General features: G+C 34.7%; 14 protein-coding genes and 1 riboswitch. Of the genes, 7 read left to right on the forward strand and 7 right to left on the reverse strand.

Going from position 1 to position 18,570, the window contains the following annotated elements; genetic code table 11:
* The first annotated feature begins 64 nt into the window (after positions 1-64).
* A complete protein-coding gene (gene ppk1 / locus R2Q59_RS05560) occupies positions 65-2,125 on the forward strand; it encodes a polyphosphate kinase 1 (protein ID WP_316784282.1) in 2,061 nt (686 codons plus the stop codon).
* A complete protein-coding gene (locus R2Q59_RS05565) occupies positions 2,125-3,003 on the forward strand; it encodes an exopolyphosphatase (RefSeq protein WP_316766678.1) in 879 nt (292 codons plus the stop codon). The genes ppk1 and R2Q59_RS05565 overlap by 1 nt, the downstream gene beginning before the upstream one ends.
* Before the next feature lie 108 nt (positions 3,004-3,111).
* Here R2Q59_RS05565 and R2Q59_RS05570 read toward each other — a convergent pair whose 3' ends face one another.
* Genes R2Q59_RS05570 through R2Q59_RS05580 form a run of 3 tightly spaced genes read right to left on the reverse strand, consistent with a single transcriptional unit; the run spans position 3,112 to position 5,774 of the window.
* On the reverse strand, positions 3,112-4,065 hold the full coding sequence (locus R2Q59_RS05570; RefSeq protein WP_316766681.1) for an MlaD family protein: 954 nt from the start codon (positions 4,063-4,065) through the stop codon (positions 3,112-3,114).
* A gap of 15 nt (positions 4,066-4,080) precedes the next feature.
* The gene (locus tag R2Q59_RS05575; protein ID WP_316766683.1) at positions 4,081-4,854 is read right to left on the reverse strand and encodes an N-acetylmuramoyl-L-alanine amidase; all 774 of its coding nucleotides are present in this window, start codon (positions 4,852-4,854) and stop codon (positions 4,081-4,083) included.
* Positions 4,855-4,895: 41 nt separating this feature from the next.
* On the reverse strand, positions 4,896-5,774 hold the full coding sequence (locus R2Q59_RS05580) for an N-acetylmuramoyl-L-alanine amidase (protein ID WP_316766684.1): 879 nt from the start codon (positions 5,772-5,774) through the stop codon (positions 4,896-4,898).
* A 56-nt stretch (positions 5,775-5,830) separates the two neighbouring features.
* Between R2Q59_RS05580 and R2Q59_RS05585 the strand changes: the two genes are divergently transcribed.
* The 3 genes from R2Q59_RS05585 to R2Q59_RS05595 are packed head-to-tail and all read left to right on the forward strand — an operon-like array spanning position 5,831 to position 11,217.
* A complete protein-coding gene (locus tag R2Q59_RS05585) occupies positions 5,831-8,560 on the forward strand; it encodes a putative LPS assembly protein LptD (RefSeq protein ID WP_316766688.1) in 2,730 nt (909 codons plus the stop codon).
* Between the two features lie 6 nt (positions 8,561-8,566).
* Positions 8,567-9,814 carry a competence/damage-inducible protein A gene (locus R2Q59_RS05590; RefSeq protein ID WP_316784284.1) on the forward strand — a complete coding sequence of 416 codons (1,248 nt, stop codon included), beginning with the start codon at positions 8,567-8,569 and terminating at the stop codon, positions 9,812-9,814.
* Positions 9,815-9,870: 56 nt separating this feature from the next.
* Positions 9,871-11,217 carry a dihydrolipoamide acetyltransferase family protein gene (locus tag R2Q59_RS05595; RefSeq protein ID WP_316784286.1) on the forward strand — a complete coding sequence of 449 codons (1,347 nt, stop codon included), beginning with the start codon at positions 9,871-9,873 and terminating at the stop codon, positions 11,215-11,217.
* A gap of 130 nt (positions 11,218-11,347) precedes the next feature.
* Here R2Q59_RS05595 and R2Q59_RS05600 read toward each other — a convergent pair whose 3' ends face one another.
* The 3 genes from R2Q59_RS05600 to R2Q59_RS05610 form a co-directional block, all read right to left on the reverse strand.
* Positions 11,348-12,589 (reverse strand): homoserine dehydrogenase, encoded by a 1,242-nt coding sequence (locus R2Q59_RS05600; RefSeq protein ID WP_316766697.1) that lies wholly within the window; start codon positions 12,587-12,589, stop codon positions 11,348-11,350.
* A gap of 74 nt (positions 12,590-12,663) precedes the next feature.
* Positions 12,664-13,716 (reverse strand): alpha/beta fold hydrolase, encoded by a 1,053-nt coding sequence (gene metX, locus R2Q59_RS05605; protein WP_316784287.1) that lies wholly within the window; start codon positions 13,714-13,716, stop codon positions 12,664-12,666.
* Positions 13,717-13,740: 24 nt separating this feature from the next.
* Positions 13,741-15,063 (reverse strand): O-acetylhomoserine aminocarboxypropyltransferase/cysteine synthase, encoded by a 1,323-nt coding sequence (locus tag R2Q59_RS05610; RefSeq protein ID WP_316784289.1) that lies wholly within the window; start codon positions 15,061-15,063, stop codon positions 13,741-13,743.
* Positions 15,064-15,300: 237 nt separating this feature from the next.
* Positions 15,301-15,413, reverse strand: a riboswitch (SAM riboswitch).
* 233 nt (positions 15,414-15,646) lie between these two features.
* Here R2Q59_RS05610 and epsC point away from each other — a divergent pair.
* Together epsC and cysM are read left to right on the forward strand one after the other, a co-directional pair.
* Positions 15,647-16,441, forward strand: a complete 795-nt coding sequence (gene epsC, locus R2Q59_RS05615; protein ID WP_316784291.1) for a serine O-acetyltransferase EpsC — start codon at positions 15,647-15,649, stop codon at positions 16,439-16,441.
* A gap of 2 nt (positions 16,442-16,443) precedes the next feature.
* Positions 16,444-17,316 (forward strand): cysteine synthase CysM, encoded by an 873-nt coding sequence (gene cysM, locus R2Q59_RS05620; RefSeq protein WP_316784293.1) that lies wholly within the window; start codon positions 16,444-16,446, stop codon positions 17,314-17,316.
* A 122-nt stretch (positions 17,317-17,438) separates the two neighbouring features.
* Here cysM and R2Q59_RS05625 read toward each other — a convergent pair whose 3' ends face one another.
* The gene (locus R2Q59_RS05625; RefSeq protein WP_316784295.1) at positions 17,439-18,554 is read right to left on the reverse strand and encodes an aminotransferase class I/II-fold pyridoxal phosphate-dependent enzyme; all 1,116 of its coding nucleotides are present in this window, start codon (positions 18,552-18,554) and stop codon (positions 17,439-17,441) included.
* Positions 18,555-18,570 lie beyond the last annotated feature (16 nt).

The raw sequence follows: 18,570 nt of genomic DNA on the forward strand, positions 1-18,570 counted from the left end.
ACACTAAAATTTGCAGATTTGAAAATCTTCTGATAAGGTCAGAAGATTTTTTTGATTTTTATCCATGGCCAAAAAGAAGCTACCGTTTTTAAATAGAGAAATAAGTTGGCTTTATTTTAATGAACGTGTTTTGCAGGAAGCAGCAGACGAAACCGTTCCCTTAATTGAACGGATAAAATTCCTTTCAATTTTTTCTTCTAACCTCGAAGAATTTTATCGTGTTCGTGTAGCTACTTTAAGTCGTTTGGTTAACCTAAATGATAAGGCCAAGGCGCTACTTGGCTTTAATCCTAAAAAGGTTTTAAATGAGATTAAAAACATTGTAGTTAAACACGAGCGCAAATTCGAAAATCTATTTCAAGCTACGTTAATAAACGAATTAGCTCAAAATCGTATATTTATTTTAAACGATACGCAACTCAACGTAGCTAGAGGGGAGTTTGTTCGAAATCATTTTAGGGATAAGATTTTATCGAATTTGGTTCCCATTATGATAGATTTGGATGGTCCTTTTCCTGAACTAAAAGATAGACGTCTGTATTTCTTTGTTAGGTTGATTAAAAAAGGTTCAAAAAAAGGAGAAAAATATGCCTTAATTGAATTACCTAGTAACTTACCTCGATTTTTAGTTTTACCAGAGACAAATGGATTAAAATTTATCATTTTGGCAGAAGATATTATAAAGTATTGTTTGGATGATATTTTCTATGTTTTCAATTACGACCAAATTGAAGCTTTCTCTATTCAGCTAACTAGAGATGCTGAACTTGATATTGATAAAAATATCAGCGATAAATTTATAGAAGAACTGAAAACAAGTTTAGATAAACGTAAAAAAGGTAAACCAATGCGTTTATTGTATGATACTGAAATGCCTTTTGATATGTTGAGTGTCTTAGTTTCAAAGTTAAAAATTGAAGCAGAAGGATTAATACCAGGTAACCGTTACCACAGATTTGGCGATTTTATTGCTTTCCCAAATGTTGGTTCAAAAGAGTTAGAATATCCGCCAGTTGAGCCGCTAAAAGTTAAAGGTTTACATAGAACCGAAAGTATTTTTAATAAGCTTGCTGAAAGAGATTATCTCGTTAATTTACCTTATCAATCTTACGATTATATCATTTTATTTCTTCGTGAAGCAGCAATAGATCCTAAAGTAACGGAGATTAATATTACCCTTTATCGCCTTGCAGAAAATTCTAAAGTAATAAACACCTTGATTAACGCTGCTAAAAATGGTAAAAAAGTTAATTGTGTGGTAGAATTAAAAGCAAGGTTTGATGAAAATGCCAATATTTTCTGGACAAATAGGTTAATGGAAGAAGGTGTAAATGTTAATTATGGCTTATCTGATTATAAGGTACATTCTAAAATTTGCTTAGTCAAACGAATTGAGAAAGGAAGACCAGTTTATTATGCAAATTTAGCAACAGGTAATTTTAATGAAAAAACAGCCAGAATTTACTGTGACCACAGCATTTTTACTGCTAAAAAAGAAATTACAACCGATTTATTGAAGCTTTTTACAGCACTTAATAAGAAAACAATTGCCAAGGATTTTAAACATTTAATTGTTTCTCCACTTGATTCTCGAAACAAGATTTATGATTTAATTAACAGGGAAATCAAATTTGCCAAATCAAAAAAGCCGGCATATATGATTTTAAAGGTGAATAGTTTGGCTGATGAAGGTATAGTAGAGAAATTATATGAAGCTAGTAATGCTGGTGTTCAAATCAAATTAATAGTTCGTGGTATTTGCTGTTTAGTACCAGGTGTTGTTGGCTTTAGTGAAAACATTACAGTAATCAGTATCATAGATAAATTCTTAGAACACGCTCGTGTTTTCATCTTTGGCAATAATGGGAAAGAAGAAATGTTTCTTTCTTCGGCAGATTTAATGAGCCGAAATTTTGAGCACAGGGTGGAAGTAGGCTTTCCTGTGTTAGACGAACAAGTGAGAAATGAAATTCGTGATATTATTGAGTTTCAATTACAGGATAATGTGAAGGCAAGGGATATCACAAAATTAAACAATAACAAATATCATAAAAATAGATTAACCGCTAAAGTTAGGGCACAAGTACAAACCTATAACTACCTCAAAAACAAACACAATAGCTAATGAGATATGCTGCTATCGATATCGGTTCAAATGCCGTTCGTTTATTAATTGCCGATATTACACAAAGTGAAAAAGGTTACGGATTTAAGAAAAATACATTAGTGCGTGTGCCATTACGTTTAGGTGATGATGCTTTTTTAGATCAGAAAATTTCTCCAAAAAAGATTGATGATTTAGTAAAGACAATGAGTGCATTTAAAAATTTGATGGACGTTTATCAAGTTACTAAATATTTGGCTTGCGCTACATCCGCAATGCGGGAAGCCGGAAATGGAAAAGAAATCATTAAAAAAATAAAGAAAGTTGCAGACATTGACTTAGAAATTATTGGAGGTCAGAGAGAGGCCAATATTATTTACTCTAACCATATAGAACAAAACCTAGACGCCAATAAGAGCTATTTGTACATAGATGTTGGTGGAGGAAGTACAGAATTGTCAGTGTTTGTAAATAAACAGCCTGTTGCTTCAAAATCATTTAATATAGGTACCATCCGGATTTTAGATAACCAAGATAAAGATGAAACTTGGGAAGAAATGAAAGATTGGGTTAAGTCTCGTACAAAGGATTTGAAAAACTTAGCCGGGATTGGTACAGGAGGAAACATCAATAAATTGTTTCGCATGTCTGGTGAGAAAGAGGATATGCCATTGAATTTTGCAAAACTAAACTCGATGTACAATGAACTAAATTCTTACTCATTAAAAGAGCGTATAACCTTGTTAAAACTTAACCAAGATAGGGCAGACGTAATTATCCCAGCTTGTGAAATTTATCTTACTTTAATGAAATGGACAGGCATTAAACAAATTTACGTACCTAAAGTTGGTATGGTTGATGGGATTATAAATTTACTGATTGAAGAGAACTTGGCGTAGAAATTTATCCAGATAATCTCAATTGGATATAACAATAACCAACAAAAAAAGCCGCAGATGTACAGAAAAATAATCTGCTCATCTGCGGCTTCATAAATTTAGTTAAACCTATTTATCTGTTTTGTTACCGCCACCAAATACAGAGAAGTGTACATAACGTTTAGGATTAGCCTTTAAATCTATCATCAAGTTATCTAGATTTTTAGCTGCGTTGGTTAGGTTTTTATACATTTCATCGTCATTAAGCAATTTGCCTAAAGAACCTTTTCCTCCTTTTAAATCAGAAACCATTCCTTGTAAATCAGCGACTGCTTTATTCGCGTTATCGATAGTTGCTTTAAAATTTAATGCAGCTGCCTTATCTGTTACTGTATTTAAGTTCGTTAAAATGGCATCAATCTTAGCTCCGTTATTTTTAAAGTTTACAGTTATTGTTTCAACATTAGATAAAATAGCAGATAATTTTGAGCTCTCAGAGCCAACCAATGCATCAACCTTTTTAGAAGTACCTTCTAACGATGCTAGGGTAGAAGCAATGCTGGTAAAGCTTTTATCTACGTTTTTCTGGAAGTTAGGATTTAAAATAGCATTTACGCTAGTCAGGATAGAATCCATTTTTGTAATAATCATTTCAGCTTTCTTTTGTACTGGCTGAACAGATTCCATTAAACTTTTTTCTACATTGGCATTTAAAACATAGCCTTCTTTTGCAATCTCTCTACTATTCCCTAAAACCATTACTACAGCTTTTCCACCAAGTAAATCTGTGCTTTCTAGCCTAGCAATGGTATTAATTGGTATTTCGTATTGGGCTTTGATTTTTAAAGTAGCTAAAATAGTACCATTTGAATCTAGTTCTAATTTGTCAACTCTTCCAATTTGAAAACCATTAATTAATACAGGTTTAGAAACGCCTAATCCATCTACTTGAGTATATCTAGCATATAATGTTGTTTCGCTAGAAAATATCGAATTCCCTTTTAAAAAGTTATATCCAATTATTAATAAAGCTATTGCAAATGCTGCTAATACGCCTACCTTGGTTTCGTTTTTTATCTTCACGTAGTTTGGTGTTTGTTAGTTTTCAATTTCTTTTTTGTACTGTTTGATGGCATTAACTATTGCACTTACAATTTCTTCCTGCCCATCTGCAGAGTTGATGTAGTCTTCTTCCGCAGGGTTAGATATAAATCCAATTTCTGTTAAAATAGAAGGCATTGCTGCTCTTTGGAGTATTAATAATCCTTGCTCCTTAACACCTCTGTTAACCCTTTTGTTTACGTCAGTATAGTTTTTTTGCACCATCTTGGCCAATGCTAAACTTTTAGCACGATAAAGAGATTTATACAAAGATAACATAATTAATTCTTCAGGGTCTGTTGGGTCGTAAGTCCCTTTTTTCTTATAATTCTTATCGTTTATAATATCTTCATTTTCTTTAATTCCAGCATCCATTTCGTTAATACGACGATAAGCACCTACAAAAGTTTCTGTTCCTTTGGTGTAATGATTCCCTTTTTCCATCGAATTACAATGTATTGATATAAATAAATCAGCCTTTGCATTGTTAGCTATTTCAGCTCTGCGATACCAATCAACATCAACATCAGTTTTACGAATCTGAATGATTTTTATGTTTGGAAGTTCCTCTTCTAATTTCTTGCCTAACTTTAATGCAACTTGTAAGGCAACATTTTTTTCATAAGAATATTTTCCTTTTGCGCCAGGTTTTACGCCACCGTGGCCAGCATCAATTACTATGGTTTTTATTTTATATCCTTGTGCGTTTGCAACAGTTATATTGATAAAAAATAGAATAAGAAGTGAAAAAGGGACGTGTTTTAATCTCATTATCGGTGTTTGAACTGCAAATTTATAATAAATATCGTCAACTAAATCTCCACACTTATTTTATAGGCTTGTATTGCTTTTAAAAGACAATTGGTAATTTCAATTTGTCCAGCTTCTGAATTCATATAGTCTTCTTCCTCCTGGTTACTGATAAAACCTATTTCTGTTAATATTGCAGGCATTCCTGCTCTAGCTAAAACAGCTAAACTTTTTTCTTGAACACCTCTATTAACCCTGCCAACGCTTACATATTGGTCTTGTACCATTTTGGCTAATTTTAAACTTTGTGTTCTAAAGGTGTTTTTCATTAAGGATAAAATGATAGCACTTTCTGGATCATCAGGATTAAAACCATCGTAATTCTCTTTATAGTTATCCTCTAAAAAGATAGACGCATTTTCTCGCTTAATGGCTGCATCTTGTTCGTTTATTCTTCCACTACCAGACACAAAAGTCTCTACACCCCTTGTAGAAGTGCTTTTTGCATACCTAGTTTTGTAAACAGGAACCTTTTTACCTTTTTTATTTCTAGTATAACCACTGATATAACGACTGCTAACAACCGGCATATCATTACAATGAATGGAGATAAATAAATCTGCTTTTGCATTATTTGCGATGGCGATACGTTCATAAAGAGGAACAAAAGTATCGTCATTTCGTGTTAAGATGACCTTAACATCTTTCATGTTTTCTTCAATTAGCTTACCTAATCTAATGGCAGTTTTAAGCGCAACATCTTTTTCAGTAGAATATGAGCCTCTTGTGCTCCCATCTTTGCCTCCATGACCCGCATCAATTACAATTGTTTTAATTTTGTATTCTTGCGCAAATAGTTGATTATCAATACCTAAGATAGATATGATAGAAATAAGTACAATCAAAATTGCTTTTGGCCTAACCAATGGTATATTTTTCATTAATTTTGAACGTTTTGGGATAAACATTATTGCAAAAATAACATTCACACACGAATTTGAAACTTTTAAGATACATCATTTTTATAACGTTTACTCTTTTATTAACATCTGTTAGTAATAAAGCACTCGCAACATCTACTATTTCTTTTCAGCAAGTACCCAAAAAAATCACTAAACCAGTAGATACATCTAAAAAAGATACGAGCAAGGTTAAGATGAAAAAAGGCGTAGATGGACTTGATGATAAGATTGAACATTTTGCAAATGACTCAACCCATGTTGATAAAAAGAATGGTGTAGTTCATTTTTACGGAAAGGCTAGAGTGATTTATGATACTTTTGAACTTGATGCAGAATATATTAGATACGACTCTAAAAATAACATCATTTTTGCCAGAGGTATTACAAATGATAAAGGCAAATATTATGGCAGACCTATTTTTAAAATGGGAGCTGACGGAACAGGCATTGCCGATTCTATAAGTTATAATACCAAGACTAGAAAAGGTAATGTGGATGGTATTTTTAAAGAACAAGAAGGTGGCTTTTTTACAGGAGGACGAACAAAAGTACAGCCAGATAATGAATTTCACGTTTCTAATACAACTTATAGCACCTGTAATTTGCCAGAACCACACTTCGGTTTACATATTACTAAAGGCATTGCTACAGAAAATCACATTATAACTGGTCCAGTATACTTTGAATTTGAGCGAATCCCAATGCCATTGGGTTTGCCCTTTGCGTTTTTTCCTAAACCAAATAAGAAATCATCTGGTTTTATTTTACCTACCCCAGGAGAAGATGCTACAAAGGGCTTCTCTTTAACTAACGGTGGGTATTATGTTATACTAAGTGATTATTGGGATGCTAAAGTAACTGGTAATATCTTCACCAATGGTTCTTACGACTTAAATTTAGCAACAAATTACTTGAAGCGTTATAAGTATGGTGGTAATTTAAACTTAGCTTATTCTAGTACAAGAAATGGTCTGGAAGGTACGCCAGAATATAAGCCTCAGAAAAATTTTCACATTGGATGGACACATAGTCAGAATGCTAACGCAAGACCAGGTACCACATTTAGTGCTTCGGTAAATGCTGGAACGAGTAGTTATTTTAGTACAACTGCAGCAAATGCGACTTATGATATTAATCAAATAGCACAGAACACATTAAGCTCTAGTATTGCCTATGGTAAAGTATTTGGCGATGGATTATTTAACTTAACGGCTGCTCTTTCTCACAGTCAAGAAACACAAGCAAAAACTATTAGTTTAACGTTACCTCAAGTAAGTTTAAATATGTCTACTCTTACTCCATTTTATGGAAAGAATAGCGTTGGAGAGCAAAAATGGTATCAAAAATTAACAGTTGGTTATAGCTTACAAGCTAGCAATACTGTTAATACTAAAGAAGATATGCTTTTTGATAAAGATGGCTTAAAGCGATTTAAAAATGGTTTTCAACATAATATTCCAATTAGTTTACCTTTTAACCTATTTAAATATTTAAACTTTAACACAAGTGTAAATTATAACGAGCGTTGGTATTTCCAAACTGTTAAAAATTTTTACTTAGAAAATCCAACAGGTTCTCCAACAGTTGTTACAGATACTGTAAATGGTTTTAAAAGGGCAGGCGAATATACCTTGAGTACTGGTATGTCTACAAAGCTTTATTTTAGAAAGAGGTTTGCCAATATGGGAAAAATTAAAGGGTTTAGCCACGTAATGACACCCAATTTTAGTTTTTCTTACAAACCAGATTTTTCATCCAGTAATTTTGGATATTATAAAAACCAAGAATTATACAAAAATGATTTAAGACCTGGGAAAAGGGAATTAATCGCTACTGATGGCAGTCAAATAATAAGAGACGCAAAAGGAAAGCCACTAAAATATTCGATATTTGAGCAAGGAATTTATGGTGGGCCATCAGCAGGAAAACAAGCTTCAATTGGTTTTTCATTGGATAATAATGTCGAATTAAAAGTTGCCTCTGCAGCAGATACAACTGGAACAGGGGAAAAGAAAATTCCCATTATCCAAGGTTTAACATTTTCTAGTTCTTATAATTTTGTGGCCGATAGTATGAAATTAGCGCCTATCAGTTTTGGTGGTCGTTCTCAGTTTACCGATAAACTTGGGTTTAATTTTAGTGGGTCATTAAGCCCTTATGCTGTTAAAAATGTTGGCACAGTTGTTAATGCTGGTACAGCAAATCAGTCAGTTATTCCTAGCTATCGTGAAGTAGATAGTTATCGTTTACCGCGTATTACTAGCATCACTTTCTCTACAGATTTCAGCTTTAATCCAGAAGCTTTAAAAAGTCGTAATAAAAATGTAGATGCAGTGAAGAATCAAACTCCTACTGCCGGAAGAACGCAAGAAGAGACTGACAGATTGCAAGCAATAAGTAGAGACCCAAATGCCTTTGTAGATTTTAATATCCCTTGGAACATTGCGCTTTCATATAGTTTTAACTATAGCAATCCATTAGGAAGAAAAGAAACCAGAACAATTAGCAATACCTTGAATTTTAATGGTGATTTTAATTTAACGCCAAAATGGAAAATTCAATTTAACTCTGGTTACGATTTTAAGGCTAAAAATATTTCCTATACCTCTTTTGCAATTTACAGAGATTTACATTGCTGGGATTTAAGTGCAAGTTGGATACCTTTTGGTGCTTACCAAAGTTATTCTATTGATATTAAAGTGAAAGCATCAGTACTGCAAGATTTGAAATTGAGCAAAAGAAAAGGTTATTACACCAAATACTAAAAATATATGCTAGCGGAAATCATCACCATAGGCGACGAGATATTAATTGGTCAGATAGTAGATACCAACTCTGCTTGGATGGGTAAGGAGCTGAATAAGATTGGAATTAGTGTAAAACAAATTACTTCAGTTTCTGATAATGCGGACCATATCATACAAGCCTTGGATGAAGCCCAAAAAAGAGCAAACATCATTTTAATTACCGGCGGATTAGGGCCAACAAAAGACGATATCACTAAACTTACACTGTCAAAATATTTCAATATGCCTTTGAGAAGGGATGCTGAAACATTGGCGCATGTTGAAGGTCTTTTTGCAAAGCTAAATAGACCGATGATTGATTTAAATAGGCGACAAGCAGATGTTCCAGATGGCTGTACGGTTATTCAAAATAAAAATGGAACGGCACCTTGTATGTGGTTTGATGTTGATGGAAAAATCATTGTCTCTATGCCAGGTGTTCCATTTGAGATGATGTATTTAATGGAAGATGAGATTCTTCCTCGTTTACAAAAAGCATTCGAATTACCTTTCATCGTTCATAAAACCATTTTAACAATCGGACAAGGCGAGTCTTTTTTAGCTCAACAAATAGAAGATTTAGAAGATGCTTTGCCAAGCCATATTAAGCTGGCTTACTTACCAAAACTTGGACAAGTAAGGTTACGATTAAGTGCCATTGGTAATGATGAAATTGCCTTAAAAGCTGAGGTTAATCTACACGCTCAAAAAATTATAGAAAGAATTAAAACTTTTGTAGCGGCAGAAGATGATGTTCCTTTGGAAAAAGCAATATTAGATTTGATGAAAACTAATGGTTTAACACTATCTACCGCAGAAAGTTGTACTGGCGGATATATTGCTCATTTATTGACACAGCACGCTGGTTCGTCTGCAGTTTTTGCTGGTGGCGCAGTTGCTTATTCTTACGATTTGAAAGAATCTATTTTGGGCGTTAAGCATCAAACCTTAACTGATTTTGGAGCGGTAAGTGAACAAACCGTAAAAGAAATGGCACAAGGTGCAATTGAACATTTTAAAACTGACTATGCAATTGCCGTTAGTGGTATTGCCGGACCAGATGGTGGTATGCCAGGTAAACCCGTAGGCACAGTGTGGATAGCTATTTCATCAAAAAAAGAAACCATTGCTAAATTATTCACTTTTAGTAATAAACGAATTCAAAATATAGAACGTTCAGCAACAGCGGCTTTAACCTTGCTTTTAAATCTCTTGAAACAAGATTTGAATTAAATAGGTAAAAAGGCGTACTTTTGCGCTCGATTACCAATTATAAACAATCAGACAATATGGCTCAATACGAATTATTGTTACCAAAAATGGGAGAGAGTGTTGCAGAAGCAACCATCATTAAATGGAATAAACAACCAGGAGATATGATTCAACTGGATGATACTATTTTAGAGATTGCAACCGATAAGGTAGATTCTGAAGTTCCATCGCCTGTGGCTGGTAAATTGGTAAAGCAACTTTTTGCAACTGATGATGTTGTACAAGTTGGCGCTGTAATTGCAATAATTGAAACAGATAGTAATGTAGAAAGTACGCCAGTTTTTGAAGCTCCAATAGTTGAAGAAACTGCTCCAGTAAGTGCACCTGTAGAAAATATTCCTGGTACTGAACAATTACCTCAAGACAATCAAACAACTGCTCAACCAATTGATTTTAAAGACTCAGAACGCTTTTATTCGCCTTTGGTAAAGAATATTGCTGCTCAAGAAAACATTGCCCTAGCAGAACTTGACCAAATCAAAGGAAGCGGAGCTGAGGGTCGTTTAACAAAGGACGATTTATTAAATTATATCCAAAGTAAAAACGGTAGTGCTCCAGAAAAGGTTGTTCAGGTTCCAATGCAAGCTACAGTACCAGTTCAAGCTGTAAAACCTGAAACTCCTAAATCTCAACCAGTAACTTCGGTAAGTGGTGGCGATGAAATTATGGAGATGGATAGGATGCGTAAGCTGATTGCCGAACACATGGTGATGAGTAAGCAAACTTCTCCGCACGTAACTTCTTTTGTTGAAGCTGACGTGACTAATATGGTAAAATGGAGAGATAAGGTTAAAAAGGCATTTGAGCAACGTGAAAACGAAAAAATAACTTTTACTCCAATATTTATCGAAGCGGTTAGCAGAGCGATAAAAGATTTCCCGATGATTAATGTAACTGTTAATGGAACACAAATCATTAAAAAAAGAGACATTAATATTGGTATGGCAGCAGCTTTGCCAAGTGGAAATTTAATTGTCCCTGTAATAAAAAATGCCGACCAGTTAAATTTAGTGGGTTTAACAAAAGCAGTTAACGATTTAGCTTCAAGAGCTCGTAATTCGAAATTGAAGCCAGATGAAACTCAAAATGGAACATTTACATTAACCAATGTTGGTTCTTTTGGTAACGTAATGGGAACTCCAATTATTAATCAGCCACAAGTTGCTATTTTAGCAGTTGGCGCTATTAAAAAGAAACCAGCAGTTTTAGAAACAGAATTTGGTGATGTAATAGCCATTCGTCACATGATGTTTCTTTCTCTTTCTTATGACCATAGAGTTGTTGACGGTGCTTTAGGTGGTTCTTTTGTTCGCCGAGTAGCGGATTATTTAGAAAACTGGGATATTAATAGGGAGATTAGTTAGTTGTTGATGGACAATGGACTATGGTCTATTAGCCATCAACCTCTAGAAAAGCAAAAGCCCCGATGGATGAAATCGAGGCTATTTGCAATCAAAACAAAACACCTGCCTGCCGGCAGGCAGGAAATAATTTTTAGTTTACCAATACACCTTCTTCGGCAATGGCTGCAATATCTTGTTGACTGTAAGTTAACTTGCCAGTCTGTGCGATAAACACATCTTTATTTAAAAGTAAATCTCTATTTTCTATTAAACTTTTTAAACTCACGCTTCCAATTACATATTTATAATCGTTGCGAGAGAAACGCTCAGAGATATTTTCAACTTGTAATTTCTCTACAGTGTATTCGTGAATGTAGCGTAAATACACTTCAATGCTAACTTTATCCGTATGAATTAAGCCGTTTTGTTGGTGGTATTTTTTGTACTCATAACGATAATCGTAACGCAAGGCAGCAATGTCTGAAAGTACGGCCGCACCAGTTGGGTGACCGCCTGCGCCTTTACCAAAGAAGAATTGTTTATCGGCAAAAGCTGCCTGAACAGTTACGCCATTGTATTCATTCTCAACATTGTAAAGGAAATCATCAGCCTTAACAAACTTAGGCAATACAAAAGTTACCACTTGTTTAGTGCTAATTTTCCTTGCTGTTGGCACCAATTTTATCTTGAAGTTTTTCTCTCTGGCATATTGGATATCAGCCTCAGAAATATTTTGAATACCAACATTTAATATCTTATCAGGATTTATAAACAAACCATAAGCGTGAGCTGTAGCTATTGTCAATTTAAATTTTGGGTCATAACCTCCCACATCTAAAATTGGATCCGTTTCTGCAAATCCTAAATCTTGCGCTTGTTTTAAGGCAGTAGAATAAGCTAAACCTTCATTAAATATTTTCGATAAAATATAATTTGATGAACCATTGAAAATACCACTGATTCCGTGTAAAAGCTCATTATCGTAATACTCTTCTAAGTTTCTGATGATTGGAATACTGCCGCAAACTGCACCTTCATAAAGTAAAGATGTTCCATTATCTGCTTGTAGTTGAACTAACTCTGCTAAATGTAAGGCAATCATTTTTTTGTTTGCAGATACAACATTTTTGCCACTACTTAATGCTGTTTTAGCAATTCTAAAAGCTGCATCAGCATCATCAATTAATTCTACAATTGTATTTATTTCTGGGTCATTTAAAATCTCTTCGTGAGAGGTAGTAAAAAGATGTGCATCTAAACTGCGCTTTTTTTCAGGGTTTTTAATAGCGATTTTAACAATCTCTAAATTAAGGTTTTGTCCACGGATAATGTCATGTAATCCCTGTCCAACTACTCCGAATCCAAATAATCCTATTTTAAGTTTCTTACTCATTTTTTTGTTCGTTGTTCTTTTTCGTTGCTCGTTTGTTGTTGTTCGTTGTTCGAAAAACGGTTGACGAAAAACGATTAAGCTGTTCTGTTTAATTTTATAATTTTCTTGTTTGCACTCTCTTTTAAAAAGGTGCCAATAATGTTTGTCAGTTTATCGGTCTCAATTAAAAAACCATCATGGCCATAAGCACAATTAATACTGCTAAATTGTGCTCCATTAATGTTTTTAGCCAGATATTGTTGTTCAACTATCGGAAATAAAACATCATTTTCAATTCCAATTACTAAGGTGTTAGACTTCACATCACTAAGTGCCGCTGCAATACTTTTTCTACCACGACCAACATTATGACTATCCATCGCTTTGCTTAAATACCAGTAGCTGTATGCATTGAAGCGTTTACATAATTTCTCACCTTGATAATTTTGGTAAGATGCAGCTCTATAACCAGTAGTTTTTTCGTTAACGCTTTCTAGTTGCGTGTCAGCATACGCCTGATAAGTGCGATAAGACAATAATGCGATGCTACGTGCTACTTTCAAGCCTTTTAATCCGCCAGTTGGCTGGTTTGCATAAAAGGTTCTGTCTGAACTTATTGCCAAACGCTGACTTTCGTTAAAAGCAATTCCCCAAGGAGAATGTACAGCGTTTGTAGCTACTAAAACTAAGTTTTCTATGGTTTGAGTTTTTGATAATGACCATTCTAAAGCCTGTTGTCCGCCTAAAGAACCACCAATTAAAACTTTTATGGTATCTATTCCTAAATGATTAGCCAGTAAATGATGTGCGGATGCTAAATCTCTAATGGTAAATTCTGGAAAAGATAAATAGTAAGGTTGACCTGTTATTGGATTTTCACTTAATGGGTTTGTTGTTCCGTAATTTGAACCTAAGATATTTGCACAAACTATAAAATGCTCGTTAGGGTTAAATAAGGCATTGTTTCCAAATAATCCTTCCCACCAATCTAAAACATCAGCATTTGCTGTAAGTGCATGACAAGCCCAAACCACATTATCTTTATTAGCATTTAATTTACCAAAAGTTTGATAAGCAATTTCAAGATTGCGTAGTTTCTTACCGCTTTCTAACTTGAATAATTTTGGATATTTATATATAATAGACATGTTCTAATTTGTATTGTTATTTGACTAATGAACCAATGATGCCAATGAACCAATGGTCGCAAATGCTTGTTCGAAATCTGCTTTGATGTCATCGATATGCTCGATACCTACTGAAACTCTTAATTGATTCGGTGTTACTCCGGCTGCAATTTGCTCATCTATACTCAATTGTTGATGTGTAGTTGCTGCAGGTTGAATAATTAAGGTTTTTGCATCTCCCACATTCGCTAAATGGCTAACTAATTTTAAGTTGTCAACTAAAGCAATTGCATTTTCTTTGTCCCCATTTAACTCAAATGAAAGTACACCTCCAAAACCGTTGCTTAGATATTTTTTTGCATTGGCGTGATAAGGACTGCTTTCTAATCCTGGGTAATTTACCTTAGCAACCGCTGGATGATTTTCTAACCATTTAGCCAATGCTAATGCATTATCTACGTGACGTTGAACACGAAGTGATAAAGTTTCTAATCCTTGAATTAATAAAAACGAATTGAAAGGAGAAAGGGCAGGACCGAAGTCTCTTAATCCTTCTACACGAGCACGGATAATAAATTGAATATTTCCAAAAGGTCCACCTTCACCAAATACCTCACTGAATACTAAACCGTGGTAACCGTCTGAAGGTTCTGTAAATTGAGGAAATTTACCATTTGCCCAATTGTAGTTGCCGCCGTCAACAATTACCCCTCCAATACTTGTCCCGTGACCACCAATCCACTTTGTGGCAGATTGTACAACGATGTGAGCCCCGTGTTCTAATGGTCTAAATAAATAGCCACCAGCACCGAAAGTATTATCTACGATTAAAGGCAAGTCGTGTTTTTTTGCAATAGCTGCAATTTGTTCAAAATCTATAATGCTAAATGCTGGATTGCCAATAGTTTCCAGATAGATTGCTTTTGTTTGCTCATCAATTTTCGCTTCAAAGTCTGATGGGTCATCGCCATTGGCAAATTTTGTTTCGATGCCTAAACGTTTAAAAGCAACTTTAAATTGGTTGTAAGAACCACCATATAAATGGCTTGATGAAACAAAATTATCGCCTGCTTGCAAAATGTTATTTAGGGCAATAAACTGAGCAGCTTGTCCAGAACCAACAGCTAATGCGGCAACGCCACCTTCCAAAGCCGCAATTCTTTTCTCGAATACATCTGTGGTTGGGTTCATTAAGCGAGTATAAATATTGCCAAATTCTTTTAAGGCAAATAAATTGGCGCCATGCTCAGAATTTTTAAAGCCATAAGATGTAGTTTGATAAATAGGAACAGCTCTTGAACCTGTTGTTGGGTCTATTTCTTGGCCAGCGTGTAATTGTAGTGTTTCGAATTTATGAGTAGTTGACATGATTTCTAAATTAATTGTAATTGAATTTGATGCTATAATTTTGCGTATCCCATGTTTTGGGACCTTCCGGATTGAAAGACAAAAAGGAAGATTTTAAATTAGTACATGCAACTGCACATACAATTCATCAGCTGTGAATTACAACGAATTTGATTTACAATAGTAGAAACCGAACCTTGTGGTTTTAAGTTAAGATTTTCGCTTTGCGAAATTGAATTTAATGTTTTCATCTTTCTTAATTTATATCTCCAATCAACACCATGTTGAGTGGTCAGGAATTGGCACCTTCTCCGTTAGGGAGGGTTGCCAGTGGGTCAAAGAGCCTGTCTCTCGCCACTTCTTTATAAATCAAAACCTAAACGGTATTGACTTTAATCTAGCTTTCGCCAAATCATATTCCAAAAGTAGAGTTTTTTATAATTAAATACAAAATTTAATTCTGATTATTTTTTAATGTGTTGTTTTACAGTAGTTTGTTTTATGAATTTAAATTTGGATAAGCTATTAAGCGTTTTAAAATATCAAAATATATTGATTACAAATAAAGTATACTAACTTTGTAGAGTAAATAAATTTATAACCATTGGAAGCCAAATTACTAGATAGCATCATTTTTCGTCAAAATCAACAGCAGGTAGTACCATCAAATCAAGCCATTGCAAGCTGGGCTCATGACCTACTTAATCTCCTTTTTCCAGAACGAGGGTCATCCAGTAATTATACCCAGGATATATTGAAAGGTATTTTTTTTGAACTTAAAGAGGAGTTGCAACTCATATTAAAATCGACTAAAGCTTGTAAGAAGAATCACTACAAAGAGATAGCGGAATCTTTTTTTGAACGACTGCCAGAAATTTATCGAAAGCTAAATACAGACCTTTCTGCACTAGTTGATGGCGACCCAGCAGCACAAAGTGAATTCGAAATTATTAGGTGTTATCCTGGCTTTTTTGCTACCGCGATGTATCGCTTTGCCCATGAGTTATATTTATTAGAAGTGCCTTACATCCCCAGAATTATTACAGAATATGCCCATACGATAACCGGCATAGACATTCATCCAGCAGCAAAAATTGGTGAATATCTGTATATTGACCATGGAACCGGCTTAGTAATTGGTGAAACTACAGAGATAGGTCATCACGTAAAACTTTATCAAGGGGTAACCTTAGGTGCATTAAGTGTTGATAAATCTAAAGGTAATACCAAAAGACATCCAACTATTGGTAACTATGTAATTATTTATTCTGGTGCTACCATTTTAGGCGGTTTAACTGTTATTGGCGATTATAGTTTAATTGGTGGAAACGTGTGGTTAACGATGAGCGTTCCAGAAAATTCTACAGTTTATCATCAGTCAGAAATTAAAATTAAATAAGTATGAAGACAATTATAGACTGCATTGGCAATACACCGTTGGCAGAAATACGCTTTTTAAATCCAAACCCAAACGTAAAAATTTATGCTAAGCTAGAGGGGAATAATCCTGGAGGAAGTGTGAAAGATAGGGCAGCTTTAAATATGATTCGCAGTGCGATGGAGCGTGGGGAGGTTGATAAAAACACTAAATTGATAGAGGCTACAAGTGGAAATACAGGTATAGCTTTAGCTATGATTGCCTCAATTTATGGTATTGAAATAGAATTAGTAATGCCATCGAGTTCTACAAAAGAGCGAACTTTAACCATGCAAGCTTTTGGTGCTAAAGTTACTTTGTTAGATTCTATTGAAGTATGCAGGGATTATGCCGAGGAGAAAGGAAAACAATTAGGGTATTTTCTGCTAAATCAATTTGCGAACCCCGATAATTATTTAGCACATTATAAAACCACTGGTCCAGAGATTTGGGGAGAAACCAATGGTGAAATTACTCATTTTGTAAGCAGTATGGGAACCACAGGTAGTATCATGGGTAATTCTCGATATTTAAAGGAGAAAAATCCAAATGTTCAAATCATAGGTTGCCAACCAACAGAAGAGTCATCTATTCCTGGAATTCGCCGCTGGCCAATTGAATATTTACCTAGAATCTATGAGCCAGAGCGTGTAGATAGAATTATGGATGTTTCTCAGCAAGATGCGATTATAGCAACCAGAGCTTTAGCAAAAAAAGAAGGCATTTTTGCGGGAATGAGCAGTGGTGGTGCTTTACATTGTGCACTTAAACTGGCAGAAGAGCTGGAGAGCGGTTTGATTGTGTTTATCGCCTGCGATAGAGGAGATAGGTATTTAAGTAGCGATTTGTTTGGGTAGGCATTACTAAGCGTCATTGCCAGCTTGACTGGCAATCGTAATGCTAATTATAGGTTGAAGAGAGATTTTTTTATCGCTGCCTGTTAAATTTATATCGCATTAAGATGCCCAATAAGCAGATGCTAACGCAAAGCCTTCTCTAAATCAGCAATTAAATCATCTATATGTTCTAAACCAACAGAAATCCGAATTAAATTTTGTGGTGTTTTAGTATCTGGACCTTCTACTGAAGCACGATGTTCTATTAAGCTTTCTACACCACCTAGGCTTGTAGCTTGAGCAAATATTTTCACGCTATTTACCACTTTTCGGGCAGCTATTGCATCGCCTTTAACTAAGATAGAAAGCATTCCGCCAAAATCTTTCATTTGTTTTTTTGCAATCTCGTATTGAGCATGAGATTTTAAACCAGGATAATAAACAGCCTCAACCTTGGGATGTGCTTCTAAATATTCAGCTAGTTTCATTGCATTTTCACAATGGCCTTTAATTCTATAAGCTAAGGTTTTAATGCTTCTTAGTAACAAGAAACAATCAAAAGGTGAAGGTACAGCACCACCAGTTTGCTGAACATTTATAACCCTTTCCCAAAATTCATTCTTTTTAGCCGTTGTTAAAGCACCTCCTAAAACATCGCTATGGCCACCAATATATTTAGTAGTAGAGTGCATTACGATATCTGCACCTAATTTTATAGGATTTTGTAGAATAGGAGAGGCAAAGGTGCTATCTACAGTAAGCATCAAATTATGTTTTTTACAGATGTTTGCTAACCCTTGTATGTCTGTAACTTTTAACAAAGGATTTGATGGTGTTTCTGCCCAAATCATCACCGTGTTCGGTTTAATGAAACTTTCTATATTATCTAAATCTGTTAAGTCAGCAAAATCAAACGTTAGTACATCATTAAAAATAGTGAGTAGTTGTTTTTTTAATCCCCAGTACATATCATCAGGGCAAATAATATGGCTGCCAGCTTTTAAAGCCTGAAAAACAGTCATTCCAGCCGTGTTACCAGATGAAAATGCACAAGTATCTTCTCCAAATTCTAATTCTGTAATTACTTTTTCTAATGAAGAGCGATTGGGATTGCTAGCTCTGCTATAAATGTGTCCACCCGGATAACCACCATCTTCTCCTCTTAAAAAAGTGGTAGATAAACTAATTGGCATAGTTACATCGCCTGTGGCACTTTTAACTAAATTGAGCGCATGGATAGCAGTAGTTTCTGGTTTCATTTTAAACACGATTAGA

Origin of the sequence: Pedobacter frigiditerrae, from assembly GCF_032678705.1 — a bacterium.
GTDB classification, from domain to species: domain Bacteria; phylum Bacteroidota; class Bacteroidia; order Sphingobacteriales; family Sphingobacteriaceae; genus Pedobacter; species Pedobacter frigiditerrae_A.